The sequence below is a fragment of the Bacteroidota bacterium genome, from assembly GCA_035506275.1.
Taxonomy (GTDB): Bacteria; Bacteroidota; Ignavibacteria; order UBA10030; family UBA8401; genus JAGVPT01.
In genome coordinates this window covers 471,486-497,667 of sequence record DATJPT010000008.1, presented here as the reverse complement: position 1 = coordinate 497,667, position 26,182 = coordinate 471,486, and the positions used below count along the sequence as shown (strand labels likewise).

At 53.4% G+C, this 26,182-nt stretch carries 24 protein-coding genes and 1 tRNA gene; 22 read left to right on the top strand and 3 right to left on the bottom strand.

Annotation, left to right across the window (positions count from 1 at the left end; translation table 11 throughout):
- Positions 1 to 6 precede the first annotated feature (6 nt).
- The 11 genes from VMF88_07475 (at position 7) to VMF88_07425 (ending at position 14,699) form a co-directional block, all read left to right on the top strand.
- A complete protein-coding gene (locus tag VMF88_07475; GenBank protein ID HTY10896.1) occupies positions 7 to 675 on the top strand; it encodes a ribonuclease HII in 669 nt (222 codons plus the stop codon).
- Entirely contained in the window at positions 672 to 1,367 is a 696-nt protein-coding gene (locus tag VMF88_07470; GenBank protein HTY10895.1) for a hypothetical protein, read from the top strand. Before VMF88_07475 ends, VMF88_07470 begins: the two co-directional genes overlap by 4 nt.
- 13 nt (positions 1,368 to 1,380) lie before the next feature.
- Positions 1,381 to 1,737, top strand: a complete 357-nt coding sequence (locus VMF88_07465) for a YraN family protein (protein ID HTY10894.1) — start codon at positions 1,381 to 1,383, stop codon at positions 1,735 to 1,737.
- Between the two features lie 50 nt (positions 1,738 to 1,787).
- Positions 1,788 to 3,641, top strand: a complete 1,854-nt coding sequence (locus VMF88_07460; GenBank protein ID HTY10893.1) for a carbon starvation protein A — start codon at positions 1,788 to 1,790, stop codon at positions 3,639 to 3,641.
- Positions 3,642 to 3,796: 155 nt separating this feature from the next.
- Positions 3,797 to 7,096, top strand: a complete 3,300-nt coding sequence (gene carB / locus VMF88_07455; GenBank protein HTY10892.1) for a carbamoyl-phosphate synthase large subunit — start codon at positions 3,797 to 3,799, stop codon at positions 7,094 to 7,096.
- A 234-nt stretch (positions 7,097 to 7,330) separates the two neighbouring features.
- On the top strand, positions 7,331 to 10,324 hold the full coding sequence (locus tag VMF88_07450) for a tetratricopeptide repeat protein (GenBank protein HTY10891.1): 2,994 nt from the start codon (positions 7,331 to 7,333) through the stop codon (positions 10,322 to 10,324).
- The gene (locus VMF88_07445) at positions 10,324 to 12,009 is read left to right on the top strand and encodes a hypothetical protein (GenBank protein ID HTY10890.1); all 1,686 of its coding nucleotides are present in this window, start codon (positions 10,324 to 10,326) and stop codon (positions 12,007 to 12,009) included. The genes VMF88_07450 and VMF88_07445 overlap by 1 nt, the downstream gene beginning before the upstream one ends.
- 46 nt (positions 12,010 to 12,055) lie before the next feature.
- On the top strand, positions 12,056 to 12,730 hold the full coding sequence (locus VMF88_07440) for an SPOR domain-containing protein (GenBank protein HTY10889.1): 675 nt from the start codon (positions 12,056 to 12,058) through the stop codon (positions 12,728 to 12,730).
- A 25-nt stretch (positions 12,731 to 12,755) separates the two neighbouring features.
- Complete coding sequence (locus tag VMF88_07435) at positions 12,756 to 13,466, top strand: MotA/TolQ/ExbB proton channel family protein (GenBank protein ID HTY10888.1); 711 nt, start codon at positions 12,756 to 12,758, stop codon at positions 13,464 to 13,466.
- Between the two features lie 14 nt (positions 13,467 to 13,480).
- Complete coding sequence (locus VMF88_07430) at positions 13,481 to 13,894, top strand: biopolymer transporter ExbD (protein ID HTY10887.1); 414 nt, start codon at positions 13,481 to 13,483, stop codon at positions 13,892 to 13,894.
- Between the two features lie 10 nt (positions 13,895 to 13,904).
- The gene (locus tag VMF88_07425; GenBank protein ID HTY10886.1) at positions 13,905 to 14,699 is read left to right on the top strand and encodes a TonB family protein; all 795 of its coding nucleotides are present in this window, start codon (positions 13,905 to 13,907) and stop codon (positions 14,697 to 14,699) included.
- Here VMF88_07425 and VMF88_07420 read toward each other — a convergent pair.
- From VMF88_07420 to VMF88_07410, 3 genes are all read right to left on the bottom strand, one after another.
- Entirely contained in the window at positions 14,686 to 14,982 is a 297-nt protein-coding gene (locus VMF88_07420) for a hypothetical protein (protein ID HTY10885.1), read from the bottom strand. The two genes, VMF88_07425 and VMF88_07420, sit on opposite strands and share 14 nt — an antisense overlap.
- A gap of 32 nt (positions 14,983 to 15,014) precedes the next feature.
- Positions 15,015 to 16,433, bottom strand: a complete 1,419-nt coding sequence (locus VMF88_07415; protein ID HTY10884.1) for an undecaprenyl-phosphate glucose phosphotransferase — start codon at positions 16,431 to 16,433, stop codon at positions 15,015 to 15,017.
- A 123-nt stretch (positions 16,434 to 16,556) separates the two neighbouring features.
- Positions 16,557 to 17,546: an NAD-dependent epimerase/dehydratase family protein gene (locus VMF88_07410; GenBank protein ID HTY10883.1), complete on the bottom strand. Its 990-nt coding sequence runs from the start codon at positions 17,544 to 17,546 to the stop codon at positions 16,557 to 16,559.
- Positions 17,547 to 17,687: 141 nt separating this feature from the next.
- Here VMF88_07410 and VMF88_07405 point away from each other — a divergent pair, with 141 nt between their 5' ends.
- The 11 genes from VMF88_07405 (at position 17,688) to VMF88_07355 (ending at position 26,171) form a co-directional block, all read left to right on the top strand.
- A complete protein-coding gene (locus VMF88_07405) occupies positions 17,688 to 18,887 on the top strand; it encodes a pyridoxal phosphate-dependent aminotransferase family protein (GenBank protein ID HTY10882.1) in 1,200 nt (399 codons plus the stop codon).
- Positions 18,888 to 18,973: 86 nt separating this feature from the next.
- Positions 18,974 to 20,092 carry a hypothetical protein gene (locus VMF88_07400; protein ID HTY10881.1) on the top strand — a complete coding sequence of 373 codons (1,119 nt, stop codon included), beginning with the start codon at positions 18,974 to 18,976 and terminating at the stop codon, positions 20,090 to 20,092.
- A gap of 74 nt (positions 20,093 to 20,166) precedes the next feature.
- The gene (locus VMF88_07395) at positions 20,167 to 21,087 is read left to right on the top strand and encodes a branched-chain amino acid transaminase (protein HTY10880.1); all 921 of its coding nucleotides are present in this window, start codon (positions 20,167 to 20,169) and stop codon (positions 21,085 to 21,087) included.
- A 121-nt stretch (positions 21,088 to 21,208) separates the two neighbouring features.
- Positions 21,209 to 21,766 (top strand): cyclic nucleotide-binding domain-containing protein, encoded by a 558-nt coding sequence (locus tag VMF88_07390; GenBank protein HTY10879.1) that lies wholly within the window; start codon positions 21,209 to 21,211, stop codon positions 21,764 to 21,766.
- A 16-nt stretch (positions 21,767 to 21,782) separates the two neighbouring features.
- Positions 21,783 to 22,337, top strand: a complete 555-nt coding sequence (locus tag VMF88_07385) for a universal stress protein (protein ID HTY10878.1) — start codon at positions 21,783 to 21,785, stop codon at positions 22,335 to 22,337.
- 39 nt (positions 22,338 to 22,376) lie between these two features.
- The gene (locus tag VMF88_07380; protein HTY10877.1) at positions 22,377 to 23,513 is read left to right on the top strand and encodes a dipeptide epimerase; all 1,137 of its coding nucleotides are present in this window, start codon (positions 22,377 to 22,379) and stop codon (positions 23,511 to 23,513) included.
- Positions 23,514 to 23,810: 297 nt separating this feature from the next.
- Positions 23,811 to 23,884, top strand: a tRNA-Arg gene (locus tag VMF88_07375).
- A 35-nt stretch (positions 23,885 to 23,919) separates the two neighbouring features.
- Positions 23,920 to 24,612, top strand: a complete 693-nt coding sequence (locus VMF88_07370) for a tetratricopeptide repeat protein (GenBank protein ID HTY10876.1) — start codon at positions 23,920 to 23,922, stop codon at positions 24,610 to 24,612.
- Positions 24,613 to 24,704: 92 nt separating this feature from the next.
- Positions 24,705 to 25,157 (top strand): NADH-quinone oxidoreductase subunit A, encoded by a 453-nt coding sequence (locus tag VMF88_07365; protein ID HTY10875.1) that lies wholly within the window; start codon positions 24,705 to 24,707, stop codon positions 25,155 to 25,157.
- A gap of 9 nt (positions 25,158 to 25,166) precedes the next feature.
- Complete coding sequence (nuoB, locus tag VMF88_07360) at positions 25,167 to 25,661, top strand: NADH-quinone oxidoreductase subunit NuoB (protein HTY10874.1); 495 nt, start codon at positions 25,167 to 25,169, stop codon at positions 25,659 to 25,661.
- 24 nt (positions 25,662 to 25,685) lie between these two features.
- Entirely contained in the window at positions 25,686 to 26,171 is a 486-nt protein-coding gene (locus tag VMF88_07355) for an NADH-quinone oxidoreductase subunit C (GenBank protein HTY10873.1), read from the top strand.
- Positions 26,172 to 26,182 lie beyond the last annotated feature (11 nt).

The following is a 26,182-nucleotide window of genomic DNA, read 5'->3' as shown; positions in this document are numbered from 1 at the left end:
TACCGAATGGAAGAAACCGTACATCGCGCCAGGCGACGAGAGCAGGAGAAGAAAGATCTTCTCTTTTTTGAACGGCAATATTGGGAGAGAAATATTCTTTCCGTCGCAGGAGTCGATGAAGCGGGGAGGGGACCGCTGGCGGGACCCGTCGTTGCGGCCGCGGTTGTCTTCAAGCCCAACGTGTGCATTCCGTTCGTCGACGACTCGAAAAAACTCTCCGAACAAAGACGCGAGGAACTGTACCATGCGATTTGCCGCGAAGCCGTCGCCGTCGGGGTCGGAACCGTGAGCCACGAGGTGATCGACCGGATCAACATTCTGCAGGCCTCGATGCTTGCAATGCACAAAGCCATTGACCAGCTGAGCGTTCAACCCGCGCAGCTTCTCGTGGATGGAAACTTTTTCCGGCATGAACGGATCCCGGTCGAGAATGTCGTCAAGGGAGACGCGCTCTCGCACTGCATCGCCGCGGCGTCGATCATTGCAAAGGTCACGCGTGACTCGTTGATGAGGGAATACGATGTCGAGTATCCGCACTACGGTTTCGCAAAGCATAAGGGATACGGGACCAGAGAGCATGTCGCAGCAATTCACCGGTACGGTCTTTCCGCGATTCATCGAAAAACGTTTCATGTCCCAAACCTTGACTTCGGCGAGGCCATCGTCATCGCATGAATAATTCATTGAGCTCTCAATCACCATCCGATCGGCGGATATCCGTCCTTCTGGGTCTGCAGCTTCATCCCGCGGAGCCGATACATCAAAACTCAGCCGGAAGCATCGCCGATCTCTCGGCGGCCCGGATTTCGGTGCATGGAGGCACTCTTGTCCAATCCTCGGGCGAACTCCTGCTTGCCGAATTTGAGGACGCCGCCGAGGCGGTCAATTGCGCCATCGACTTGCAGGAACGTTTCGCTCGCCGGGATAATTCCACCCCCGGTGAGCCGACTCTCAAAACAAGCATTGGAATTCATTTCGGTGAATCGTATCTTTCTGATGGAGTTTGTCACGGGCAAGGAGTAGAGGTGCTGAAGGAGCTCTTGGCGTCCATCCCTGCCTCCAGCATTTACATGACGAGGGATGTCTTTGTCAGGGTAAGGCTTCTCCTGCCGCTGAAGTTTGAAAGTATCGGGAAGAGAACGTCCTCGGCTTCAAACGACGAGAAAGAGGTGTTCTCCGTCGGATGGCAATCGGTTACGGAGAATCTGAAAGCTTCACTCAAGCGGCTGGATCAGGATGATCTTCAACGGGCAACGCGGCTTTCGTCGAAACTAGGGATCGATACTTCAAAAAAAGGGTCCCCGATCGTTTTGATTTTGTTTGCTTTGTTCCTCTTTGTCCTGCTGAAAGTCTTGAAATTCTTGTGAAGGAAATCGGGGGATGAAAAAAAATGCGCGGGCTATCGGGGATGCCGGCGAACGTGACGCAGTGTATTACTTGCAACGTCGGGGACTTGCCATCCTTGACCGGAATTTTACTTACCACCACGGTGAAATCGACGTCGTCGCAAAGGACGGCGACGAGCTTGTTTTTGTTGAGGTTAAAACACGCCGCAGCGCCCAGTTCGGCTTGCCGGAAGAATCGGTCACGTACGCAAAACAAGAACTGATCCGCCGGACTGCTGAAGGCTATGTCTTGGAGAGACATTTGGACAACGTCCCGTGCAGGTTCGATGTTGTCGCCATTAGAATAGAAAAGGGTATAAAGAAATTCATCCATTATAAGAACGCATTTTAGCCTTTGGGTTGTCCCCGGGTTCTTTACCATTCAATAATTCTGCCGACGTTATGAATGCTTTTCCGTTTTTGCTTGGCGCGTTGTGTGTCATGGCGATCATGTACCGGTACTACAGCGCGTTCATTGCTGCGAAGGTCATCGCGCTGAACGACAGCCGTGTGACTCCTGCGCACACCTTTACGGACGGAAGCAACTATCTCCCCACGAATAAATGGGTCCTCTTCGGACATCATTTCGCGGCAATTTCCGGCGCCGGCCCTCTGATCGGCCCGGTGCTCGCCGCACAATTCGGGTTCCTTCCCGGATTTTTGTGGCTGCTGATCGGAGTCGTCCTCGGGGGAGCCGTGCACGACTTTCTGATTCTCGGTCTCTCGATCCGCCGGAACGGGAAGTCGCTCGCAGAGATTGCCAGGCATGAAGTGAGCCCGTTGTCGGGAGCGATCGCATCCATTGCAATTCTTTTCATCGTCATCATTGCGCTGGCCGGGCTTGGGCTGGCAGTCGCGAACGCGCTTCACGACAGCTCGTGGGGAACGTTCACGATTGCGATGACGATCCCGCTGGCGTTGTTTGTCGGCCTCTATATGTACAGGATTCGCAAAGGAAGGATCGCGGAAGCGAGCGTCATCGGCGTCATCGGAGTGCTCATTTCTGTTTTTGTGGGAAGCTACATTCCCGGCTCCTGGCTTGAGCCGTACTTTACCTTTTCGCGGGCCGGCATCATCAATTTGATGGCGATCTACGGTTTCTTTGCTTCGATCCTTCCGGTGTGGCTGCTGCTTGCTCCGCGTGATTATCTAAGCTCGTACATGAAAATTGGAACGATCGCCGCGCTCGTCATCGGGGTGTTTATCGTCATGCCGGAACTGAAAATGCCGATGGTGACCGGTTTCATTCACGGCGGCGGGCCGATCATTCCGGGAAAGATCTTTCCGTTCGTGTTCGTGACGATCGCATGCGGAGCGATCTCCGGATTCCACGCGCTCGTCTCATCCGGGACGACGCCGAAGATGCTCGATAAAGAGACCGACGCGCCGATGATCGGGTACGGCGCCATGCTCATGGAAGGATTGGTCGGGATCATCGCCCTAGTGGCCGCGAGTTCGCTCTATCCCGGAGACTATTTCGCCATCAACGTCCCGGTTCAAAAATTCTCAACGCTGGGGATGTCGACCGTCAATCTCTCGGAACTCTCCCGTGAGGTCGGGGAAACAATTGCGGGGCGTCCGGGGGGCGCTGTATCGCTGGCCGTCGGTTTTGCGCAGATCTTCACGGCGCTCCCCGGGATGAAAAGTTTGATGTCATATTGGTACCATTTTGCGATCATGTTCGAGGCGCTGTTCATTCTCACCACGATCGACGCCGGAACACGCATCGGAAGATTCCTCGTCCAGGAATTCGTCGGAAAATTCTACAAGCCTTTTGAAAAAGCCGATTGGCTTCCCGGCACGCTGATCTCGACTGCGTTCATCGTCTGTTCTTGGGCGTATTTTATTCACACGGGGAACATCAGCAGCATCTGGCCGATGTTCGGCGTCGCAAACCAATTGCTGGCGAGCGTTGCCCTCTGCGTTGCCGCCACGGCGATCATTAATTCGGGAAAGCAGAGATATGTGTGGGTGGCGATGGTTCCGCTGGTGTTCGTTTCCGTTACGACATTCTCAGCCGGTTTCCTGAATATCACCGATAATTTTTTGCCGATGACAAGCAACCCGGCAACAATGTTCCAGGGATATCTTAATTCCGCGCTCACCGTCGTTATCATGGCCTGCGCGGCAATTATCCTCTTCGATTCCGGGAGGCGGTGGTACCGAATTCTTGTGAAGAAAGAATTCTTCACCCAGGGGCACGTGGTCTATGCTTCGAACGGAAAGAACGATCCCCCGGAATTCGGCTGTTGCTAGGTCATTCCGTCAACCGGACGGCGCTCTCATTCAAAAAACGCCTTCGACCAAATTGTAATCCTCAAAATTTTTTTGTATAATGATGAAGGAATCAAATGAACCTGACGCGCGCAATGCGGTCAGGTTTTTGTGTACCTAAAACAACTCTTCCGTCAATGCCAAAACGTACAGACATCAAATCGATTCTCATCATCGGCAGCGGTCCGATCGTCATCGGCCAGGCATGCGAGTTCGATTATTCGGGAACACAGGCGTGCAAGGTTCTTCGCGAAGAAGGATACCGCGTTATTCTGATCAACAGCAATCCGGCCACGATCATGACGGATCCGGACCTTGCGGATGCGACCTACGTCGAGCCGATCACCCCGGACTTTGTTGAAATGATCATCGAGAAAGAAAAGCCGGATGCGATCCTTCCGACGATGGGAGGGCAAACCGCTCTCAACACAGCGGTCGCCCTCGCCGAACGGGGGACCCTCGAGAAATACGGCGTCGAGCTGATCGGAGCGAAGCTCGATGCGATCAGGAAGGCGGAGGACCGCCAGCTGTTTCAGAAGACGATGCGCGCCGCCGGACTTCATATGCCCCGCGGCGGTTTTGTTTACAGCTATGAGGAAGCTCTGAAAATTGTCGATGGTATCGGTTTTCCCATCATTATCCGGCCCTCGTTCACTCTTGGCGGAACCGGCGGCGGTATCGCCTACAACATTGAAGAATTCCGCAGCATCGTTGAGCACGGCATCACGAACAGTCCGATCCACGAAGTCCTTATCGAAGAATCGGTCATCGGCTGGAAGGAATATGAACTCGAGGTAATGCGCGACACAAAGGACAATGTCGTCATCATCTGTTCGATCGAGAATCTGGACCCGATGGGGGTGCACACCGGCGATTCGATCACCGTTGCCCCTGCGCAGACGCTGACCGATAAAGAATATCAATTTATGCGCGACGCGGCGATCACGGTGATGCGTGCCATCGGCGTCGACACCGGGGGATCGAACGTTCAGTTCGCGATCAATCCGGCTGACGGCCGCATGTACATCATCGAGATGAACCCGCGCGTCTCGCGAAGCTCGGCGCTCGCTTCAAAGGCGACAGGGTTCCCGATCGCAAAAATAGCCGCCAAGCTTGCGGTCGGCTACACGCTCGACGAAATTCCAAACGACATCACGAAACTCACTCCCGCATCGTTTGAACCGACGATCGACTACACCGTCGTGAAGATCCCCCGGTGGGATTTTGAGAAGTTCAAAGGCGTCGACGAAACGCTCGGCGTGCAGATGAAATCGGTCGGCGAGGCGATGGCGTTCGGGCGTACGTTCAAAGAGGCGCTGCAGAAAGCCCTCCGCTCGCTCGAAACAGGAAGGGCTGGACTCGGAGCGGACGGAAAAGACCTCTTCGACCACCGAAAGCTTTCCGAAAAATCGAAGACCGAATGGGTCCGCAAGGTCAAAGACCAGCTGCGGAGGCCTAAACCGAGCAATATTTTCTTCATCAGGTATGCTTTCCAGCTTGGATTCACGATCGAAGAGATATTTTCGCTTACGAAGATCGACCCCTGGTTCCTGTTCAATATCAAGCAGATCGTCGATGCAGAGGACGAGCTGTGGTCGCTGGTATGGAAGCACGATGAGGATGTCAGATCTCATTCTGCCAGGAATAGATTTTCCTCTGTTACTGCCGAAGTTCTCTTAGAAGCGAAGCGGTACGGATTTTCCGACAAACAGCTCGCTCATCTCTGGAAGACGGACGAGGACGCCGTCAGAGATCTGCGGAAAAAGATGGGCGTGATCCCTGTCTTCAAAACGGTGGACACGTGCGCCGCAGAATTCGAAGCCCACACGCCGTATCACTATTCGACATACGAGAAGGAGAACGAGTCGGTCCGCTCGCCAAAAAAGAAAGTGATCATCCTCGGCGGCGGACCGAATAGAATCGGGCAGGGCATCGAGTTCGATTATTGCTGTGTTCACGGCGTCTATGCCCTTCGCGACGAAGGATATGAGACGATCATGATCAATTGCAACCCGGAGACGGTGTCCACCGATTACGATACGACCGACAAACTTTATTTTGAGCCGCTGACGGTCGAAGATGTGCTGAATATCTGCGAGTATGAGAAGCCGGAAGGGATCATTGTCAGCTTCGGCGGGCAAACACCGCTGAAGATCGCGAAAGAGCTCGAGTCGCATGGAGTGCGCATTCTCGGAACGTCGACGGAAGGCATCGACCTTGCCGAGGACAGGAAACGCTTCGGTGCGCTCCTCCGTCAGCATAAAATTTCCCATCCGAAGTACGGGACCGCATTTTCCATTCGGGACGCCGTCGTCGTTGCCGAAGAGATCGGGTTTCCTGTGCTTGTTCGTCCGTCGTACGTCCTTGGGGGCCGCGCGATGGAGATCTGCTACAACACCTCCTCGCTGAAGGAATACATGAAACGGGCTGTGGACGTTTCTCCCGAGCATCCGATCTTGATCGATAATTTCTTAGAGGACGCTTTTGAGTTCGACGTCGACGCGGTATGCGACGGGGATGACGTTCTGATCGGCGGCGTGATGGAGCATATTGAAGAAGCCGGAATTCACTCCGGCGACAGCGCGTGCGCGCTTCCGCCGTTCATGCTGAGCGCCGAGAAGACCGACGAGATCATTCAGATCACGAAGAAACTTGCTTTTGCCCTCCGCGTCGTCGGCCTGATCAACGTGCAGTTCGCGATGAAGGACAATGTTGTTTACGTGCTGGAAGTCAATCCTCGCGCGTCGCGCACGGTGCCGTTTGTCAGCAAAGCCACCGGGCTTCCGTTGGCGAAGGTTGCCGCAAAAGTGATGGCAGGGAAGAAGTTGAAGGAACTCGGCGTTTTAGGTTTCGATTTCAAAAAGGTCAAGCATATTTCGGTGAAGGAGGCCGTATTCCCCTTCTCCAAATTCCCGAAAGTCACGATGTTTCTCGGTCCCGAAATGCGCTCGACCGGGGAGGTCATGGGAATTTCTTCTTCGTTCGGAGCGTCTGTTGCCAAATCTCAGATCAGCGCAGGGAACGCGCTGCCTGAGCGAGGAACGGTCTTTGTCAGCGTCAACGAAAATGACAAAACTGAAGAGACGCTCGAGATCGTGAAGGATTATATTCAGCTCGGTTTCGATATCGTCTCTACTGAAGGGACTTCAAAATTTCTCACCTCTCACGGGATCGCCAACAAGCAGGTATTTAAGGTTCAGGAAGGGCGGCCGAACATCGTCGACCATATCAAGAACGGTGAAGTGGCGTTGGTCATCAATACCCCGCTCGGCGAAGAATCCCGTTTTGACGAGTACTCTATCGGATGGGCCGCGATCGAACACAAGGTTGCGTTCATCACAACGCTTTCGGCCGCGGCGACCGCGGTACGAGCAATCGAAGAAATCCGGCATGGAAAAATGTCGGTGAAGAGCCTGCAGGAATTCCACCGCGCGTGATTTCTTGGGGGGTGGCATCGCAATCCAAGCCTTCTTTTTCCCGCCAAACCGAAAATTGATGCCTTTTGGATACCCCGGACAACTGATCGCCTGGGTCACACCCCCGTTTCCGTCCCCTTGACACGAACTCTTCTATGTATTAAATTGATTAAGTTAATACATCTATTAAAACCTTTACTTTAAATGGACAATTTCTGGAAGGAAAAGCTTTCAAGGGGAAGGATTGTTCATCTTTTGCTGCTATCTTGTCTGCTCGGCCTCGGGTCGGTGCAGCCTCTCATTTCTCAAATCAATACTACCGGAGTCCAGGAATCCCAGGACTATGCGTTTGCGTTTGGGTTATACCAGGATAAGCTTTACCAACTCGCCTCAGACCAATTCCAAAAATTCATAGATCAGTATCCCGCCAGCACGAAACGTCCCGACGCGATCTTTCTCTATGCCGAATGCCGTTTTGCGATGGGAAACTATGACGAGGCGATCGCCGATTTGCAGGCGTTTATCCGAGAATTCCCGAGGCACAAGCTTCGTCCCGACGCCCTCTTCAGGATAGGCGAAGCCGATTTCAAACTCCATCATTTTGCGGAGGCGATCCCGGTCTATAAAGAGATCGTAGAAAACTACAGCGAGAATGACCTGGCTGGCGAGGCGGCGTATTGGGCAGGAGAGGCATATTTCAAGACTGACGACCTAGCGTCTGCGTCAAAGTACTATACCCTCAGCGCTGAAAAATATCCTTCAAACAGACTCTCGGATTACGCGCTCTACTCGCTTGGATGGACTGCAGAACGACAGAAGGAGTATCAAAAAGCGATAGGCTACTATCAAAAGCTCCTTGTGGAAAAGAAGCAGAGCGAACTTCTTTCCACCACTTCTGTTCGTATCGGTGATTGTTACAGCAAAAGCGGGCAATTCCAGAAGAGCATTGATTTTCTTACCGCGGCAAAACCTTCCATCACCGACTCAAGCGAGAAAGCGGGGGCGGATTATTGCGTTGCAGAGGATTATTATAATTTGCAGAATTATCCGAAAGCGCGGTCGCTGTATGAAGAATTCTGCAGGAATTATCCCTCCAACCAGCTTGTGCGCACTGTAACCTATTCGATCGGTTGGACCTACTTGAAGACGAACGAATTCTCGCAAGCGGCCAGGATTTTCGGCGATCTGGCAGCCGGCTCGGACGACATTGCCTATAATTCTCTTTTCCGCAAGGCCCAGGCCGTCCGTCTTTCGGGGGATACGAAGGGAGCTTTGGAGATCTATGACCGGGTCGTTGCGCAAAGGCCGAATGGCGAATATGCAGACAATGCATTGTATGAATCGGGAATGGTGTATTACGATCAAAAAAATTATGACGCAGCAATTCCGTTCTTCGTGCAAGTGACAAAGAAATATCCGTCGGGTGATGCCGCGGCTGATGCATACCGGATGCTCGGCGAATCCTATATCGCAAAGAAGAATTACGAGGATGCGGCGCAGGCATTCCGGTCGATCAGGTCGCTTTCTCCGGCGAATGATTCGGTAAAGGGAATCGCGTCCTTCCAGGAAGCCTGGTCGCTGTATAAAATGGGGAAATTTCCGGATGCTGCTGCTCAATTCGTTTTTTTCTTGAATGAGTACCCGCAGAACGTCAAGGCGCCCGAAGCCCTCTTTTGGACCGGGGAATCGGAGTTCCAGGCCGGCCAGTATGCGGAAGCGGAAAAGTACTATTCTCAGTATTTGAAGCAAGGATCAAACCAGCCGAAACTCCTTGATGCTCAGTATGGACTCGCCTGGAGCTATTACAAGGAAGGAAAATACAATGAGGCGGCAGAATCATTCCGCAAGGTACTGAACGCCGGGACGTCTTCACAATTTGTCTTTGATGCGCAGCTCCGGCTAGGCGACTCGTACTACTATATGAAAGAATACGTCAAAGCTGCCGAAGCGTACAGAGGAGCGATTCAATCGTTCCCGTCGCAAAGCGGGATCGACTATGCATATTATCAGCTTGCGCAATCTGACTACAAATCCGACAAACTTGACATCGGCGTGAAGGATTTCGAGAATCTGATCGCCCATTTCCCGAATTCCGACCTCGCCGATGATGCGGATTACGGCATCGGATGGATCTATTTTCAAACGAAAAAATACGACAAGGCGATCGCTGTCTTTCAGAACGTCGTCTCCCGATACCCGAAGAGCGAACTTGTTCCCAAGGCTTACTACAGTATCGGCGATTCATACTATAATCTGGAGAAATACGACGAGGCGATCCAGGCATACCAAAATGTTGTAGCAAAATTTCCCGGCTCGGCGTACGCGAGCGATGCGGTCAACGGCATCCAGTATTGCTACGTCCTTCTCGACAAACCGGGGGATGCGGCGCGGACCATCGATGAGTATGTGAAGAATAATCCGAACGCAAGATCTGCGGATGAACTCTTCTATAAGAAAGCGGACATCTATTTCAGCCAGAAGCAGTACGAGGACGCCGTCAAGGCCTACCAGGATTTGCTGCAGCGATTCCCAAAGAGCAAGCTTGCTCCGGACGCATATTATTGGACGGGAAAATGCTACGCCGCGCTGAACAACCGGCAAGAGGCGCTTCAATCATTCCAGTCGGTCGTGGAAAAATATCCGTCCAACAAGCTCGCAAGCGCAGCATTGTTCGAGCAGGGAGGAATATATGCCCAGCTCGGGAAGCCGGCGGATGCGCTGGCATCGTTCCAAAAAATTCTGGACCAGTATCCAAAGTCCGAAGACGCGGCCGAAGCCTCCTATCAGCAGGGCGTGGTGCTGAAATCTACCAATCAGACCGATGACGCCGTCAGAAAATTCCAGGCAACGATCGCGCAATATCCAAAAACGGCCGCAAGCGACAGGAGCAAGGTCGCCCTCGGCTGGATGAACGAATCGGTAGAGAATTATGCTCCGGCGCTTGAGTATTTTAAGTCTGTTGCGACGAACAGGACCGACGAGCTGGGGGCAGAGGCGCAGTATGCGGTGGGGGCCACCCAGCAGGCGTCGAAGAATTATTCCGAAGCCATCCTCTCGTTTCTTCGGGTGAAATATGTTTTTCCTTCGGCCGATGACTGGATCGTCAAATCGTATTTCAACCTCGGCGACTGTTACGAGAAAACAAATCAGAAAGAGAAGGCAAAGGACGCCTACAGTTTTGTCGTTAAACACGGCGGGGACCTTGCGGCCGAAGCCGAACAAAGACTTCGAAAACTGGAACAGCTCTGATGAATCTGCCTAGCCACAACAGCCTACTGGCTGTCGGCGTAATTGTTTTTGCTGTCTCGCTTTCAGCGCAGGAGAAAAAAGAACCCGCGCAGCGCGATGCAACGGTGCCGGATCAGAGCCAGGCGAACCTTCCCAAGATCGACCTTCCCGAATTTCTCATCACCGGACAGGAGACGATCGACCTTCCCGTCTCGTTGAAGTCGATGATCGAGGAAGACAAGGTCTACGTTGCAGGGTCGCCGACGCCCGGTGCGAAGGATGCGGGGATTGGAAGCGGTACGAAAGTGCAGAAGGATCTCGGCGGGGTGGCAAACGAGATGAGCGGAAGAGTGCAGGGGGGCATCGGAAATTACACGTCGCCGTTCCTCGACGGATGGTTTGGGAAAAATTATGACGCAGGGGGGGTTCTCTTTCATGCAAACTACGCTTCGACCAGCGGCCAGGTGACCAACGCGGATTGGCAAAAGACTGGTATAGGAATTCAGGGAGACTACCTCTCACCGAAGACATTCGGAATTTTAGCGGGAAGCAGGTTGAACGGCGGTTTGGATTTTTCCGGCCAAACCTACAGGGCCTACGGCTCTTCGACCCCGTCTCAGCAAAGGACTCTCGACAACGTCAATGTTAATCTGGGGCTTTCTTCGCGGACCACGGATACCGATCTTCTCAGCAATCCGCTCGATTATTCGGCCCGTATCTCGTGGAGCGGGACCTCGCTGGACGACTCGACAGCTTCTTCGCAGAACGATTTTGGCTTACTCGTGTCCGGATCGACAAAAGAAAACGATATCCAGTTCCGCGGGTCGATGGAATATATCGTTTCCGGTGTCTCGATGCAGCTTCCGCCGAATACCGGCACGCACGCGCCGGAGTGGTTCGACCTCCGCCTTTCCGGGGAAAAGTTCTTTCTCCCGGACCTTGAAGCTCTCGTGAGCGTCCAGCAATTCATTTACAGAGGAAATGTTTCGACCTCCAGCGGCAGGTTTTTCCCGGGGGCCGAGCTTCGGTATTTCGCGAGCGATGCAGCCACGGTTTACTTTTCCGTCGCGCCGACCGTCGAAAGAAACACTCTTGGCTCGCTCGTTAATGCCGATAACTATATCCAAAATCGGCTTGAACTCAGGCCGAACGAAATTCCATTTGCGCTTACGCTGGGCACGCAATACGCCTTCAGCGACAGACTCTACTGGAGCGGTTCCTTCTCCTATTATTCCGAGCGGAATTTTCCCTTCTTTGTTGAATTAAATAGTGCAAAAGTCTGGGATGTTATGTATCTTCCGGATGTCTCCGTTGCCCGCTTTGACCTGGAAGGCTCGTATGCTTTCAATCAGTCAAATTCGGCGACGCTCTCGGGATCGCTGAATTCGACGCAGGCCGAGGATTCAGCAAACGCAGTGCCGAACATTCCGTTGCTTACGTTGAGCGGCATCTACCGGCATTCGTTCAGCAACGGCATCGTGGTAGAACTGTTCGCGGAATATTTCTCGCAGCGGTGGAAAGATTTCTCGCACACCCATGCCAACGCGGGGTACGTGAATGTCGGCGGCAAAGCCGAGTATCAACTCTTTGAGAATTTTCGCGCCCTGCTGCAGGTGGACAATCTTTTGGACCGGCAGTACTATACCTGGGATGGATATGTCGAGCGTCCATTGTTTGCTTCTCTGGGGGTGTCATTCGCATGGTGATCAGAAAAATATTCTTATTTATCACATAGGAAGGAGGAAGTAGAACATGCCAAACCTAAATCTTAAAGCTGGTGCTCCCGCTCCGATGCCGGGAGTGAGACCGGCCGGCAAGCCCGGGGATGGATCCGGCGGCGGAAAAATTGCCGGGATGCCGTCAGCAGTGTTCATCATTCTCGTGGTGGTCATCGTTCTCGGGGGCGGGTACTTTGCCCTGAACAAAGCCGGCATCATCGGCAAGAAAAAAGCTGCGCCGGTCGTTGTCACTCCTCCGCCTGCAACGGCTGAAGACACCGCGGCTGCGATCACATCGGCGCCGCCGGAGAATGAAGGGTTGGTAGAGTTCAAAGAGAAACCGGGAACGGCTGGAGAAAAGAAGGAGCCGGCAAAACCGGGCGTGAAGCCGGCGGCAATGAGCGCCCCGTCGACGGCAAATTCTACGGTTTCCTCGAGCATGATGCCGAAAATTTCGATGTCGGCAAGCGGCCGGTACAGCGTTCAAGTCTCTTCATGGTCCAGCGAACAGAAGGCAAGAATTGAAGCGGATGTCATGACGCGGGCCGGGTTCCCTGCCTTTGTGGAAAAGGCAAACATCGGCGGCGGAGAGAAACGGTTCCGTGTCTACGTCGGACGATTCGATACTGATAGAGCGGCCCGCGGTTCCGCCGAAAAAATGGCGCACATGCTTGAAGGCGGCTATTGGGTTGTTCGTTTGAGCAAATAAATCCAGACTGCGTAAAGGAGCATAGATGAATCTACTTGAGCTTTTTTTGAAGGGCGGGATTGTGATGTGGCCGATCTTCTTGTGTTCTCTTCTCGCGGTGGCGATCATCTTCGAACGGTTCTTCGTCCTAAGCCGGGCGAAGTTCGATGCGAAGCCCCTGATGCTGAAGCTGCGCAGCGCCTTGTCTCGGAACGATATCGTCGGCGCCCTCAATGCCTGTTCACAAAGTAATGCGACCGTTCCGACGGTCCTGCGCAAAGGGGTTGCCAGTATCGAGAGCGGCCCCGAAGCGGTACGGTCGACGATCGAATCCGCGGGGAAGGAAGAAGTGAACCGTCTCGAGAATCATCTCGGAATTCTTGCGAACATCGCCGGCATCGGGCCGATGCTCGGGTTCCTTGGGACGGTGGTGGGAATGATCAATGCTTTTCGGACGATCGAGATGCTCGGGGGGAACGTGAACTCCGGAAACCTCGCCGGAGGAATATGGGAAGCGATGCTCTCCAGCGCGTTCGGTCTGGTCGTCGGCATTCCTGCGCTCGGGTTCTATAATTATTTTGTGGGGAGAGTGAGTCAGATCACGTTCTCTCTCGAAGCCGCAACTGATGAATTTCTCGGCTATATGAAGCCGAATGCGCACCCCGCAGCCGAACCGGCTCCCCACGCCGGCGGCAAGGATCAGCGTGCGAAGAGAGTGTTCTCCGAAGAGGACGAGTTCTTCGAGCCGAAAGATTAACGATCGGAGATGCAATGAAATTCCCCGCGCGAAATAAATTTAATCCGGCCTTCAATTATGCATCGTTCGCCGATATGGTGATGCAGTGGCTCATCTTTTTTCTCCTTTCATGGTCTTTCGTCGTCAACCCCGGCATTAAAGTACAACTGCCGAAGATGCAGACGGGGGAAGTACAGTCCGACCGTCAATCGGTCGTGACGTTGACAAGCACGGGAAGGATCTTTTTGGGGAATGAGGAGGTCACAAGAACGACGCTGGCGCAAAAACTTATCCCCATCATCGACCGTGACCGCGACCATGTGATCGTCGTGCGGGCCGACCAGTCAGTATCCCTGCAGAGTGCCGTCGATTTGATCGACATTGCCAAAGGAGTCGGCGCGCAGCGGTTCATGATCGCAACAGAATCGCCGACGCAGGCAGGACAATAAGAAGCCTCCCATGTCACGCGAAACTACACTGGGCTGGACCGGTTCCATTCTCTTCCACATTGCCGCGGGATGTTTGCTGTTTGTTGTCCGACCGGCGCAGCCCGATCAACAACAGCAGGAATTTGTGGAGTTCTCTTTTGGAGGAGGATCTGCCTCTTCCTTTGGACCGATGCCCAAAGGCGACGTGCTTCCCGAAGGAGCCGCTCCTCCTCCGGCTGGACAGACCGGCGTTCCCGCATCGGGGGTCGGCGTGGATCTTCCCACCCAGCAGCATGCCCTTCCGTCCGATGAAGTCGTCAGCGAGCGGCCGACCAAGAAAATAGAAGAGAATGACAATCCGGTAGCGATGCCCGGAGAACGAAAAGGCATGGCGGATGTTCAGAGGGAGGCCCCGTCTGCCTCGACGCCGGGGTTTCCGGGGGGAGAAAAAGATGCGACGGGAAAACCGGGAGTCCCGAACGGATCAGACGTGGCGCCGCCCTTTAATGCCGGAGGAGGCGGTGGCACGATCGGGGATAATATCTCCTATAATGTCCAGTGGGCGGGGGGAAAAGTGCGGAACCTTCTCTCGGGGGACCTGCCGAAATATCCGCAAGGCGTGAACGTCGAAGCGCAAATTCGGCTGCGCGTGGTCGTTCAGCCGCGGGGAACCGTCAAGTCGATTCAACCGCTCCGAAAAGGGGATACGCGATTGGAAGATGCAGCCATCAAAGAGGTCAAGCTGTGGAGATTTCAGGCCCTGCAAAGCTCTCAGCCGGCGCTCGACCAGCAATGCACCATCACCTTCAACTTCAAGATGAAGTAGCGCCTTTCTTTTTCATCCCCCTGAGATACAAATAGTAAAATATCGCCTCACCCGCCGTCAACAGGGCGAGAGAAAGAGCGTCCCGGTTGCAGTACAGCCCGAATCCTCTTTCGCTGATAATAAATTTCAATATGAACGTGCTGATGCTCCATCCGACTGAAAAAATAATTCCCATGAAGGCCACCGCCAGGGCGCCGGCTCCAATGCCTTCCTCCTGGTACTGCTGTGTGAAAGCGTACACTGCCGCAATGGTGTGAACGTAGAACACAAACAACGGGATCATAGTTGTTTACCGCATCGATGGTTCATTGAGCCTCAATAAGCATCCTTCCCGAAGATCACCGCACGGATCGTCTTTAAGATGATTTTCATGTCGAATACGAGAGACCAATTTTCGACGTAATAGATGTCGTACTTGGTCCGCTCTTCGATGGGGGCATCGCCGCGGAGTCCGTTGACCTGCGCCCATCCCGTCATTCCGGTTTTTACACGATGACGTTCAAGATAGCGCGGAATTTTCTCTTTGAACTGTTCAACGAAAAACGGCCGCTCCGGTCTCGGACCCACGATGCTCATGTGTCCGGTGAGCACATTCCATAATTGCGGAAGCTCGTCCAGGCTCGTCCGGCGGAGAATTCTTCCGATCGATGTCGCACGGGCATCTCCCTTCTTGGCACGCACCGGACCGGTCGATTCCTCCGCGTCCGTCCGCATGGTCCTGAACTTAATGACGCTGAAGGGTTTGCCGTCTAGGCTGATTCTTTCCTGGTTGAAAAAGATCGGACCGCGGGAGGTCGCTTTGATGATCACAGCAAGAATGATCGTGACCGGGAGAGTCAGCAGAAGAACGACGGTCGAGAAAACGACGTCGAAGGCGCGCTTGCTGATGCGGTTCCAGGTTGAGAGCGGTATTTCCTTGATCTTGAGAAACGGGATCCCCTCGATATCCTGAATGCGGACGCGGCTGGTCATCATATCGAGCATGTCGGGGACCATCATCAGTTCAACGTTCACCCCTTCAGCATCACGGATCATTTCCAGGAGCTGCGGATGGTCGGAGTACGGCAGCGCGATCAATGCGGCTTGAAGACGGTACGTGGTGACACCTGCGGGAAGTTCTTTGAGCGAGCCGAGATACGTTGCGCGGGAAAGATTCAGAGAAGCGTGAGCCGGAGTTTCGGCATAATAGCCGACCACTTCGTATCCGAGAGAATGATGGGAAGAAAGAAGCGAAAAAATGCCGTCGGCGGTAGTGTTTGAGCCGACAATGGCGACGGTCTTCAATTCTTTCCCTTGCCGGTAGAGAAACTTCTCGAACTCCATGATCAAAAATCGGCCGATGGTGATCGTTGCGATGGAGGTCGCCCACAAGAGAATGAAGACGCCGCGCGAATACGAGAATCCTCGATAGAAGAACGTGGCGCTCATGATGATGAGCAGGCCGATGGTCACCACCCGGACGATCGCAAAGAACTCGTCGCTCAGATGCGAATTGCGGCGCGCGCCGTACAGCTTGCGCGATTGGAAAACAGCCAGCCATATCGGGATGAAGATCAGCGAGCTGCCAACGTACGTCGACAGCGGCGGAATGCCGAGCGTGACTTCGAAGGTTGACGTCAGCGGAGAAAAAAAACGGAGCCAGTACGAGGCCAGAAATGCCGCTTCAATGGCGGCGGCGTCCGAGACAACGGCAAGGAGCGGGATCAGGAAATCGTTACGGCGCTGCTTCGGCATTCGTGCGTGATGTGGCTGATGTTGGTTGGACAAATATATCGAAAATCGGAGAGGGTTTCAATACGGGTTGAAGGGGAAAAATCTAACGACGTGTGAGCGCTGGTTCGGGAAACAGCATCACTTTTACATCCAGCCATTCTTTCTGTACCACTCCACCGTTTCCTGTATGCCATCGACGAGCGTTACGGACGGGTTGTATCCGAGTTCGCGTTTGGCCTTGGACGAATCGAATGTCCAAGAGTCCTGCACCATGTCGCGCCCTTTTTCGAAATTCAGGACGGACGGCTTGTCGCTGAACGAGGACAAGAGGCCGGCGACCGCGGCGACGGCATAGACCAGCGGTTCGGGGAGCCTCACCCTGAAAACATTTCTGCCGATCACTTTCTTCGTCGTCTCTCCGATCTCGCTCCAGGTGTACGGGCGTTCGCTTCCAAGAAAATATGCCTGGCCGGTGGAAAGGCCGGTTTCCCCCGCAAGAATAATTCCGGTCACGAGGTCGGTGGAGTGCACGAGGCTGACAAGCTTATCTTTGAAACCGACAAGCGGCTCAAGCCCTTTGTTCATCGTATTAAAATAATCGAACGTTGCAGGATCGCGCGGACCGTACACGGCCGTCGGACGAACGATCGTTATCGGCAGGGAATCCTTGAACTTCAATACTTCCAGTTCCGCTTCCATCTTGCTTTTGCCGTACGTCGTGATCGGATGGTAGGGGGTCGTCTCGTTCACCATGGATGAGGCGTTCGCCGGACCGACTGCCGCACCGCTGCTGACAAAAACGAATTTTTTCAGCCTCGGGTTGACATGCGCCGTGCATTCGACAACGTTCCTGGTCCCGTCCCTGTTCTGCCTGTAGAAACCTTCTTTGTTCCTCGACCCGACGACCCCGGCGACATGGTAGACGAAATCGGCCCCGGAAATTCCCTTCGCGAGAACTTCCGTTGAAAAAAGGTCGCCGACAAAAAACTCGACCGGGAGCTTTTCGAGATATCCCTTCTTTTTATCGTTGCGGATGAGGCAGCGGACCATGTATCCTTTGGCGAGCAACCGTTCAACAAGATGGCTGCCGATAAAACCTGTGCCGCCGGTAACGAAGGCGATCGGTGAACTCATGACGTTCTTTCGGTTGACTTTTTTTTGACGATAGAGTATATTGAAAACACTTTTAATAATCAACGTAACTTATTAAAGGTAGATTGCGGGGTTGCGTATGAGAGATTTTGCGGTGATGGGAAAATACTTTCACAAGGAGACATCTTGGATCTATTTGATAAATGTTCGAATTTCACTCTTGCTGATGAGGTTAAACAAAAAGGTTACTACCCGTATTTTCGCCCGATACAGGCAAACGAAGGACCAGTCGTTCAGATGGAAGGACGGCAGGTCATTATGGCAGGCTCCAACAATTATCTCGGCCTGACCGCACATCCAAAAGTAAAAGAGGCGGCGGCGAAAGCCGTCGCTAAATACGGTACCGGATGCTCGGGATCGCGTTACCTGACCGGCACTCTTGATCTTCATGTCGAGCTGGAAGGCCGCCTGGCAAAGTTTCTCGGGAGCGAAGAATGCCTTCTCTTCAGCACGGGGTTTCAAACCGCTCAAGGAATCATCCCGACGCTTGTGCAGCGGGGCGAATACGTCGTCTCGGACAAGGACAATCATGCCTGCATCGTTGCCGGCAACTTGATCGCTGCCGGAATGACTTCGGACGTCGTTCGGTACAAGCACAACGACATGAAACACCTGGAGCTGGTCCTTTCCAAGCTTCCTCTGGATGCCGGAAAGCTGATCGTTTCGGACGGTGTGTTCAGCACGTCTGGAGAGATCGTCAACCTTCCCGCGCTCGTTGATGCGGCAAGAAAATACAACGCCCGGATTTTGATCGACGACGCTCACGCGACCGGGGTGATCGGCAAAGGAGGGCGCGGCACGGCGAGCCATTTCAATCTCGAGGCCGAGGTGGACCTGACGATGGGAACCTTCAGCAAGACGTTTGCATCGCTCGGCGGCTTTGTCTGCGGAAAACGTTCGGTCATCAATTACATGAAGCACTTTGCCCCGGCGCTGATCTTCAGCGCAAGCCCGACACCGGCTTCCGTTGCCGCCGCGCTTGCCGCGCTGAATATTCTGGAAGCAGAACCGGAGCGGATCACGAAACTGAACCGCAATGCGTCAAAGATGCGGAATGGATTCAAGTCGATGGGCTTCAGGATTATCGATGGACATGAATCGGCGATCGTTCCCGTCATCATCGGCGAAACCGACAAGACGCTGGTCTTCTGGCGGTACTTATACGATGCGGGAGTCTTTGTGAACGCTTTTGTTCGCCCCGGCGTCCCGCCCGGACTGGAAATGCTGAGAACAAGCTATATGGCAACGCATGAAGATAAGCATCTCGATAAGATCCTGGAAATTTTCGGCACCATCGGGAAAAAGCTCGGCGTGATAAACTAACGATCCTTTTTCACTCTCCACGAAGAAGCCGCGCCGGGTCAAGACCTATGCGTGGCTTTTTATTTTCATAGCACAGGAGTTCCTCAATGGAGAATATTTCAATCGTACCTGTCCGCTCAAAAAAAGATGAGAAGAAATTCATTCGTTTCTTATGGGATATCTATCGGAATGACCCGCAATGGGTTCCGCCGCTGATGATGGACAGGGAAAAGCTGATCGACAGAAAGAAAAATCCATTCTATGCGCATTCGGACATGGAGCTTTTTCTCGCGGAGCGCGGCGGCAAGATCGTCGGGCGAATCGGCGCGATCGTAAATCATCATCACAACAAAGAACATCAAGACAAGGTCGGCTTCTTCGGATTCTTCGAATCGATCAACGACCAGTCCGTCGCCAATGCCCTTTTCGACGCCGCCAAGAACTATTTGCAGTCAAAGGGTATGACGGCAATGCGCGGGCCGGCGAACCCGTCCGTGAATGACGAGTACGGTTTGCTTGTCGACGGCTTTGACCGTCCTCCCGTCGTTCTGATGACGTATAACCCGCCCTACTACGGATCGCTGTTCGAGACGTACGGTCTTAAGAAGCTAAAAAATCTATTTGCATACCTGCTCGATCAGAACACGGTTTACTCGGAACGTTTCGTCCGATTCAACGACCTCGTCAAGCAGCGTGAAGGGCTGACGTTCCGGTCGATCGACATGAAGCATTTTAAGGAAGAAGTCGACCGGATCAAGGTCGTCTACAACAAAGCGTGGTCTAAAAATTGGGGAGCGGTGCCGATGACGGACGCCGAATTCGACGCCCTTGCCGCCGACCTGAAACCGGTCGTCGTTCCGGAATTGATCATCATGGCGGAGGCAAAGGGGGTGCCGATCGGTTTTGCGCTTTCTCTTCCCGACATCAACGTTCCGCTGAAATTCAATAAGAACGGAGGCCTGCTGTCGGGTTTGTACCATTTGTACACCAAAAAGAAACTCATCGACCTCGTGCGTATCATTGTGCTTGGGGTTGTGCCCGAGCACCAGCGAACCGGAGCGGCGGGGGTATTGTTCTATGAGACCGCCGTGCGTGCGAAAAAGCTTGGTTATCGCTATGGCGAGGCGAGCTGGGTCCTCGAAGACAATGTCATGATGAACCGCGCCGCCGAAATGATGAACGGAAAAAAGTACAAGACGTACAGAATTTATGAGATGGAAGTATAGGAACAATTATGAATTATGAATTATGGATTAGGAATTGAAGCAGGAACAAAGAAACTCAACAGAAGGTTACGACTATGGCAGTGAAAAAAGTTGATAAAATATGGATGAACGGAAAGCTCGTCAATTGGGACGACGCTAAAATTCACGTAATGTCTCACGTCGTTCACTACGGCAGCAGCTGGTTTGAAGGGATTCGCTGTTACGAGACAAAAAAAGGTTCGGCGATCTTCCGCCTTGATAAGCACATCGATCGGCTGTTCGATTCCGCCAGAATTTACCGGGCAGAAATTCCCTACTCGAAAAAGGAGATCGAAGTTGCGATCAAGGAAACGATCAAAGCGAACAAATTGAAAGCCTGCTACATTCGTCCGGTCGTGTACCGGGGATACGGCGACGTCGGCGTGAGCCCGGTCGGATGTCCCGTGGATGTCAGCATTGTGGTATGGGAGTGGGGTAAATATCTCGGCGCCGACGCGCTTGAGAAAGGCATCGACGTGCGCGTGGCGTCGTGGGCGCGTCCCGCCCCAAACACGCTTCCGACGATGGCAAAGACCGGGGCGAATTACATGAACTCCCAGCTGATCAAGCTCGAGGCGCTTGCCGACGGCTATGCGGAAGGAATCGCCCTCGACACTCATGGACAGATCAGCGAGGGGAGCGGGGAGAATATTTTTGTCGTCCGGGACGGCAGCATCGTTACTCCTCCGCTCATCGACGCGCTGCTTCCCGGCGTGACGCGTTCTTCAGTGATCGCCCTTGCAAAGGACGCGGGCATTCCGGTGACGGAAGCGCATATTCCGCGTGAGATGCTGTATATCGCCGACGAGATCTTTTTCACGGGAACCGCAGCCGAGATCACCCCGATCAGAACGGTCGACCGGATGAAGGTGGGGGAAGGAAAGCCTGGGCCGGTGACCCGCGAACTCCAAAAGCGTTTCATGAGCGTGGTTGAGGCGGGCAAAGATCCCCATGGATGGTTATACTTCATTAAATAGAAACGTGCTCTCTCTTCATCTCCCGCATCGGACCTGTTGAAGAGAGAGCCTTTTAGCAGTACCATTGTGTACGATCGCTCCCTGACCCTCATCGTCCCGCTCGGACAAAGGAAGGCTTGCCGTGGCAATAGAACGGTTTCGAAGAATCATCCAGAAATCAGAGAATTTAGAATGGAAGAATGTCTTCCGGATCAAACGGAAACCGACCTCCATTGAAGAGATGCTCATGAAGATCCCGACGTTTGAAAACTTGAAGCCGTCGGAGCTTCGCCTTGTTGCGGGCATTGTCCACCGGCGGCAGTACGTTGCCGGCGAATATGTTTGTTTTCAGAACGACCCGGGACTGGGAATGTACGTGGTCGAACAAGGAGAAGTTTCTGTCATTCTTCTCGGAACGAACGGCGCCAAAAAAGAACTTGCCGTGCTGAAGGACGGGGACTTCTTCGGAGAATTGTCGCTCCTCGATGAATCCCCGCGTTCCGCTTCTGTCATTGCGCTGACCGACACAAATTTGATAGGATTTTTCCGCCAGGACTTGTTTGAGATCATGGAAAAGACGCCGGGGACCGGCTTGAAAATTGTCCTGAAAGTTGCAGGGATGATCGGAGAGCGGCTGCGGCACGCCAATCAGGAAATCTCTACGCTGCGTGGAGAACTTGACGCAGTGAAATCCTCATAACGATCCGGAGGCCGACATGAAAAAGAAAATTGCGCGCAAGAAAAATGTTCAGCCGAAAAGAACGCCGGCCCGCACGAAGAAACCGGCATCGCCCCCTTCGCCCATTGAGCTCCGTAAGATCCTCGTTCCGATCGACTTTTCCGATTATTCAAAAAAGGCGCTTCATTATGCCATCCCGTTCGCGCGCCAGTTCAAGGCGACGATCTATCTGTTGTATGTCGTAGAGCCGACGATCTATCCTGCAGATTTCAGTTTCGGCCAGATCGGAATGCCGAACGTCGAGAACGAACTGCGGACAAAAGGGGAGCAAGAACTTCACGAACTGATCACCCATGAGATCAAGGGCGCTGTTCCCGCCGAAGCATTCGTCAAGGTCGGGCTGCCGTTCGTCGAAGTGGTGTCGTTTGCGAAAGACGAAAAGGTCGAGCTCATCATTGTCGCGACGCACGGACACACGGGCGTTGAGCATGTCCTGTTCGGAAGCACGGCGGAAAAAATCGTCCGCAAGGCCCCGTGTCCGGTGCTCGTCGTTCGGTCGGATGAACGCGATTTTGTGGACGAGCGAGTATGACGTTCGCGGGGGGAATTTTTAGAAACGACTGAGGATTTTTTGTCTCCGACCCGCAGAGATTTCATGAAAACGTCGGCGATTGCCGCCGGAACATCGCTCCTCGCCGGCCGCTCTCCCGATGCGCTCGCGGCGGCGTATCTCAGCGGGACCGCATCGGCCCGACTCTCGCTGTCCTTCACGCCGTATACCCTCGAACTGAAGCACGTTTTCACTCTCTCATCCAACTCCCGATCGACAACCCCCATTGTCTTGACGCAAATTCAATTCGGCAACTTCACCGGATACGGAGAAGCGTCGATGCCACCGTACCTCGGGGAATCGCACGCAAGCGCAACTTCCTTTCTCTCGAAGATCGATCTCGGCAAATACGAGAATCCATTTGAGCTCGAAACGATATTGACCGGCGTCGATGCGATCGCTCTCGGAAACCCGGCCGCGAAAGCCTCGGTGGATATTGCGCTCCATGACCTCGTCGGGAAGATCATGAATCAGCCGTGGTACAATATCTGGGGTTTTCCGAAGGAGAAGACGCCGAATACGTCGTTTACGATCGGCATCGATTCGCCGGACGTTGTCCGTCAAAAAGTGAAGGAGGCGGAAGAGTTCAAGATCCTCAAAGTGAAACTCGGACGCGACTCCGACAAAGAAATGATCGAGACGATACGTTCCGTGACCGACAAGCCGCTCTGTGTCGACGTCAACGAAGGATGGAAGGACAAGCAGTTTGCTCTTGATATGGTCCATTGGCTCAACGAAAAGGGAGTGGTGTTTGTCGAGCAACCGATGCCGCGGGACTGGTTTGATGAACACGCGTGGCTGACGGAGCGGAGTCCGCTGCCGATCATGGGGGACGAAGCCGTTCAACGGCTGGAAAATGTACAAAGGGCACACGGCGCGTATTCAGGCATCAACGTCAAATTGATGAAGTCGACGGGGATGCGGGAAGCTCACAAGATGATCCTCCTCGCGCGTTCGCTCGGAATGAAATTGATGATCGGCTGCATGACGGAAACGTCGTGTGCGGTTTCGGCGGCTTCGCATCTTTCACCGATGGCCGACTGGGCAGACTTGGATGGAGCGCTCCTCATCCGAAACGATGTATTCGACGGAATGAAAGTTGTGAACGGAAAAGTGACCCTTAACGACAGGCCCGGGATCGGGGTCACGAAGATTTAAGCGATTATCCAAAGATCGTAGAGGAGTCGGCCGGCGATCTTTGTATTTTTCGCAGGCAAAGTTCATAAATCTCCTTGCAATTCCAGCGATTCTTTGCTACATTTTACCTGTTAAGTTCGTCCATGCACTTGGGATGGCGTTGGTCGCAGCTCAATTCCACCGTTCACGAAGTGAGACATTCGGATCAAGACGCGGGAATTCGCGTGATCAAGACAGAAGCTTGGCAGCGGGGCTCCTCGCCCCACCCCGCAATGAAGCTGCGGGATTTCGCTGGGAGCAGAGTATAGAAACTGAAACGCGCTCGTAGCTCAACTGGATAGAGCGTCAGCCTCCGAAGCTGAAGGTTTCGGGTTCGACTCCCGACGAGCGTACTAGCAACTCAATCACTACAACCTACGTTAAGCATATGCTCCGCGCTCAGAAGAAAATTTCCAAGAAAGTCATCAAGGAAGATACGCTCGTCACGACGTATTTCAAGGCACAGGTCTGGTACGACGAAAACCGCAGAAGGGTCTCGACGGTGGCCGGCGTTGTCGCCGTGATCGCGGTCGCGCTCTGGTTCTATTCGAATAATGTTCGCGCAAACAACGACCGGGCGACCACCGACCTTGCCAAAGTGTATTCGTTCTACGACAACGGACAGTACCAGATCGCCATCAACGGAATACCGGAGCGAAACATCAACGGGCTGCAGTCGATCGTGGATAATTATGGGAGCACGAAATCCGGGAATCTCGCAAAATTCTATCTCGCCAACGCGTACTACAATACGCAGAACTATGATAAAGCCCTCGACTACTTCAGCGATTTCAGCGGAAGCGGAAACTCCCTCGTCGATAATTCGGCCATAGCCGGCATCGGTGCATGTTACGAAGCGAAGGGGAATTTCAAAAAGGCGGCGGAAAATTACGAAAAAGCTGCTTTGAAGAACACCGACGACCCCAATGCCGCGGATAACCTGGTGAACGCTGCGCGTAATTTTGGAAGGTCGGGCGATAAAGACCGTGCAGTCGAACTGTTAAAGAAGGTCAAGAAGGATTACCCGACATCAACGGCGGCGCGGGAAGTCGAACGGTATATCGCTGAGATAAGTGCGTGACACTGTACGCGGAACTTGATACAATGAGAATAGGTTTTTATATTCGGGCTGCCCGTTGACGTTGTTCAACTTGACTATACCTCCGAGAGTGGTTGCCTCTTATGTTGACTGACTTTGGAAGAATCCTGATCTTTCTCCTTATCGGAGCCGTTTTTACTGCAGGCGGTTTCGTCGGGGCGTGGCTTCTTCGCCCCCGCCGCCCGTATCCGGGAAAACTTTCGACGTATGAATGCGGGGAAGAGCCGATCGGCAACTCATGGGTGAAATTCAACATCCGCTTTTATGTCGTCGCGCTTATCTTTCTTGTCTTCGATGTCGAGGTTGTTTTCCTTTTTCCGTGGGCGCTCGTCTTTAAGAGCTTCGGCATGTTTGCTTTCATCGAGATGGTCGTTTTTCTTGCCATCCTCATCGTCGGATATGCGTACGTGTGGGTGAAGGGGGATCTCGATTGGGACAAGCCGGAGCCGAAAGTTTCGAGGTACGTCAAAGGAGTCGGCGTCGTCTCTGATGACGCTCCCGAAATGAACGAACATGCAGCAGCGTAGGATACCGTGATGGGACTTCTCGATAAACAATTCGACAACAGCAACATCGTCATCACTTCGCTCGACAATCTGTTGAACTGGGCCCGGTTGTCGTCGCTCTGGCAAATGCAATTCGGTCTTGCGTGCTGCGCCATCGAGATGATGGCTGCCTCCGCTTCGAATTTTGATATGATGCGCTTCGGCGTCATCCCGCGCGCGACGCCCCGTCAGTGCGACGTGATGATCGTTTCGGGAACGGTTACGTTGAAGATGGCGTCGAGGATCAAGAGATTATACGACCAGATGTCGGAGCCGCGGTACGTGATCTCGATGGGGAGCTGCTCGAACTGCGGCGGACCCTACTGGGAGCATGGATACCACGTGCTGAAAGGCGTTGACCGCGTTATCCCGGTGGACGTCTACGTGCCGGGGTGCCCGCCGCGTCCCGAGGCGCTGATCGAAGGATTGATGAAGCTCCAGGAAAAAGTACGAAACGAAAGCCTTGCGAAGAAAAAAATTGCTTGACGTGAAGGATGATTGTTTAGGCGTATGACTCCCCAGGAAATCGCAGAAAGACTCTCAGCAAAATTTTCCGGATTACCGGATGCAGGCATCGAAGCAAAGCTCGACAACCCCGTTGACCCCGCCATAAGAGTTTCTCCCGATCACATACTTGAAATAGCCAAGTTTCTCCGCGACGACGAGGAGTGCTTGTTCGACTTCCTCTCATGCCTTTCCGGCGTCGATCTTAAGGGAAAACTTTCCGTGGTCTATCAACTATTCTCGATGGCGAAACGGCATAAGATCACTCTCAAAGTCGAGGTCGCCGTCGATGCGCCGAATGTTCAATCGGTTGAATCGATCTGGAAAACTGCGAATTGGCATGAACGCGAAGCGTTCGACCTGTACGGCATCAATTTTACCGGCCACCCGGATTTGCGGCGTATCCTTCTACCGTACGACTGGGAGGGGCATCCGCTGCGGAAGGATTATCAGGTGCCCGAATACTATAATGGGATGAAGGTCCCGTATTAACCGTCGTGAGC

What these genes read in the sequence shown, in the direction of transcription:
- VMF88_07475 (HTY10896.1), top strand. Translation starts at nt 7, where the DNA reads ATGGAAGAAACCGTACATCGCGCCAGGCGACGAGAGCAGGAGAAGAAA.
- VMF88_07470 (HTY10895.1), top strand. Translation starts at nt 672, where the DNA reads ATGAATAATTCATTGAGCTCTCAATCACCATCCGATCGGCGGATATCC.
- VMF88_07465 (HTY10894.1), top strand. Translation starts at nt 1,381, where the DNA reads ATGAAAAAAAATGCGCGGGCTATCGGGGATGCCGGCGAACGTGACGCA.
- VMF88_07460 (HTY10893.1), top strand. Translation starts at nt 1,788, where the DNA reads ATGAATGCTTTTCCGTTTTTGCTTGGCGCGTTGTGTGTCATGGCGATC.
- carB (HTY10892.1), top strand. Translation starts at nt 3,797, where the DNA reads ATGCCAAAACGTACAGACATCAAATCGATTCTCATCATCGGCAGCGGT.
- VMF88_07445 (HTY10890.1), top strand. Translation starts at nt 10,324, where the DNA reads ATGAATCTGCCTAGCCACAACAGCCTACTGGCTGTCGGCGTAATTGTT.
- VMF88_07440 (HTY10889.1), top strand. Translation starts at nt 12,056, where the DNA reads ATGCCAAACCTAAATCTTAAAGCTGGTGCTCCCGCTCCGATGCCGGGA.
- VMF88_07435 (HTY10888.1), top strand. Translation starts at nt 12,756, where the DNA reads ATGAATCTACTTGAGCTTTTTTTGAAGGGCGGGATTGTGATGTGGCCG.
- VMF88_07430 (HTY10887.1), top strand. Translation starts at nt 13,481, where the DNA reads ATGAAATTCCCCGCGCGAAATAAATTTAATCCGGCCTTCAATTATGCA.
- VMF88_07425 (HTY10886.1), top strand. Translation starts at nt 13,905, where the DNA reads ATGTCACGCGAAACTACACTGGGCTGGACCGGTTCCATTCTCTTCCAC.
- VMF88_07420 (HTY10885.1), bottom strand. Translation starts at nt 14,982, where the DNA reads ATGATCCCGTTGTTTGTGTTCTACGTTCACACCATTGCGGCAGTGTAC.
- VMF88_07415 (HTY10884.1), bottom strand. Translation starts at nt 16,433, where the DNA reads ATGCCGAAGCAGCGCCGTAACGATTTCCTGATCCCGCTCCTTGCCGTT.
- VMF88_07410 (HTY10883.1), bottom strand. Translation starts at nt 17,546, where the DNA reads ATGAGTTCACCGATCGCCTTCGTTACCGGCGGCACAGGTTTTATCGGC.
- VMF88_07400 (HTY10881.1), top strand. Translation starts at nt 18,974, where the DNA reads ATGGAGAATATTTCAATCGTACCTGTCCGCTCAAAAAAAGATGAGAAG.
- VMF88_07395 (HTY10880.1), top strand. Translation starts at nt 20,167, where the DNA reads ATGGCAGTGAAAAAAGTTGATAAAATATGGATGAACGGAAAGCTCGTC.
- VMF88_07385 (HTY10878.1), top strand. Translation starts at nt 21,783, where the DNA reads ATGAAAAAGAAAATTGCGCGCAAGAAAAATGTTCAGCCGAAAAGAACG.
- VMF88_07370 (HTY10876.1), top strand. Translation starts at nt 23,920, where the DNA reads ATGCTCCGCGCTCAGAAGAAAATTTCCAAGAAAGTCATCAAGGAAGAT.
- nuoB (HTY10874.1), top strand. Translation starts at nt 25,167, where the DNA reads ATGGGACTTCTCGATAAACAATTCGACAACAGCAACATCGTCATCACT.
- VMF88_07355 (HTY10873.1), top strand. Translation starts at nt 25,686, where the DNA reads ATGACTCCCCAGGAAATCGCAGAAAGACTCTCAGCAAAATTTTCCGGA.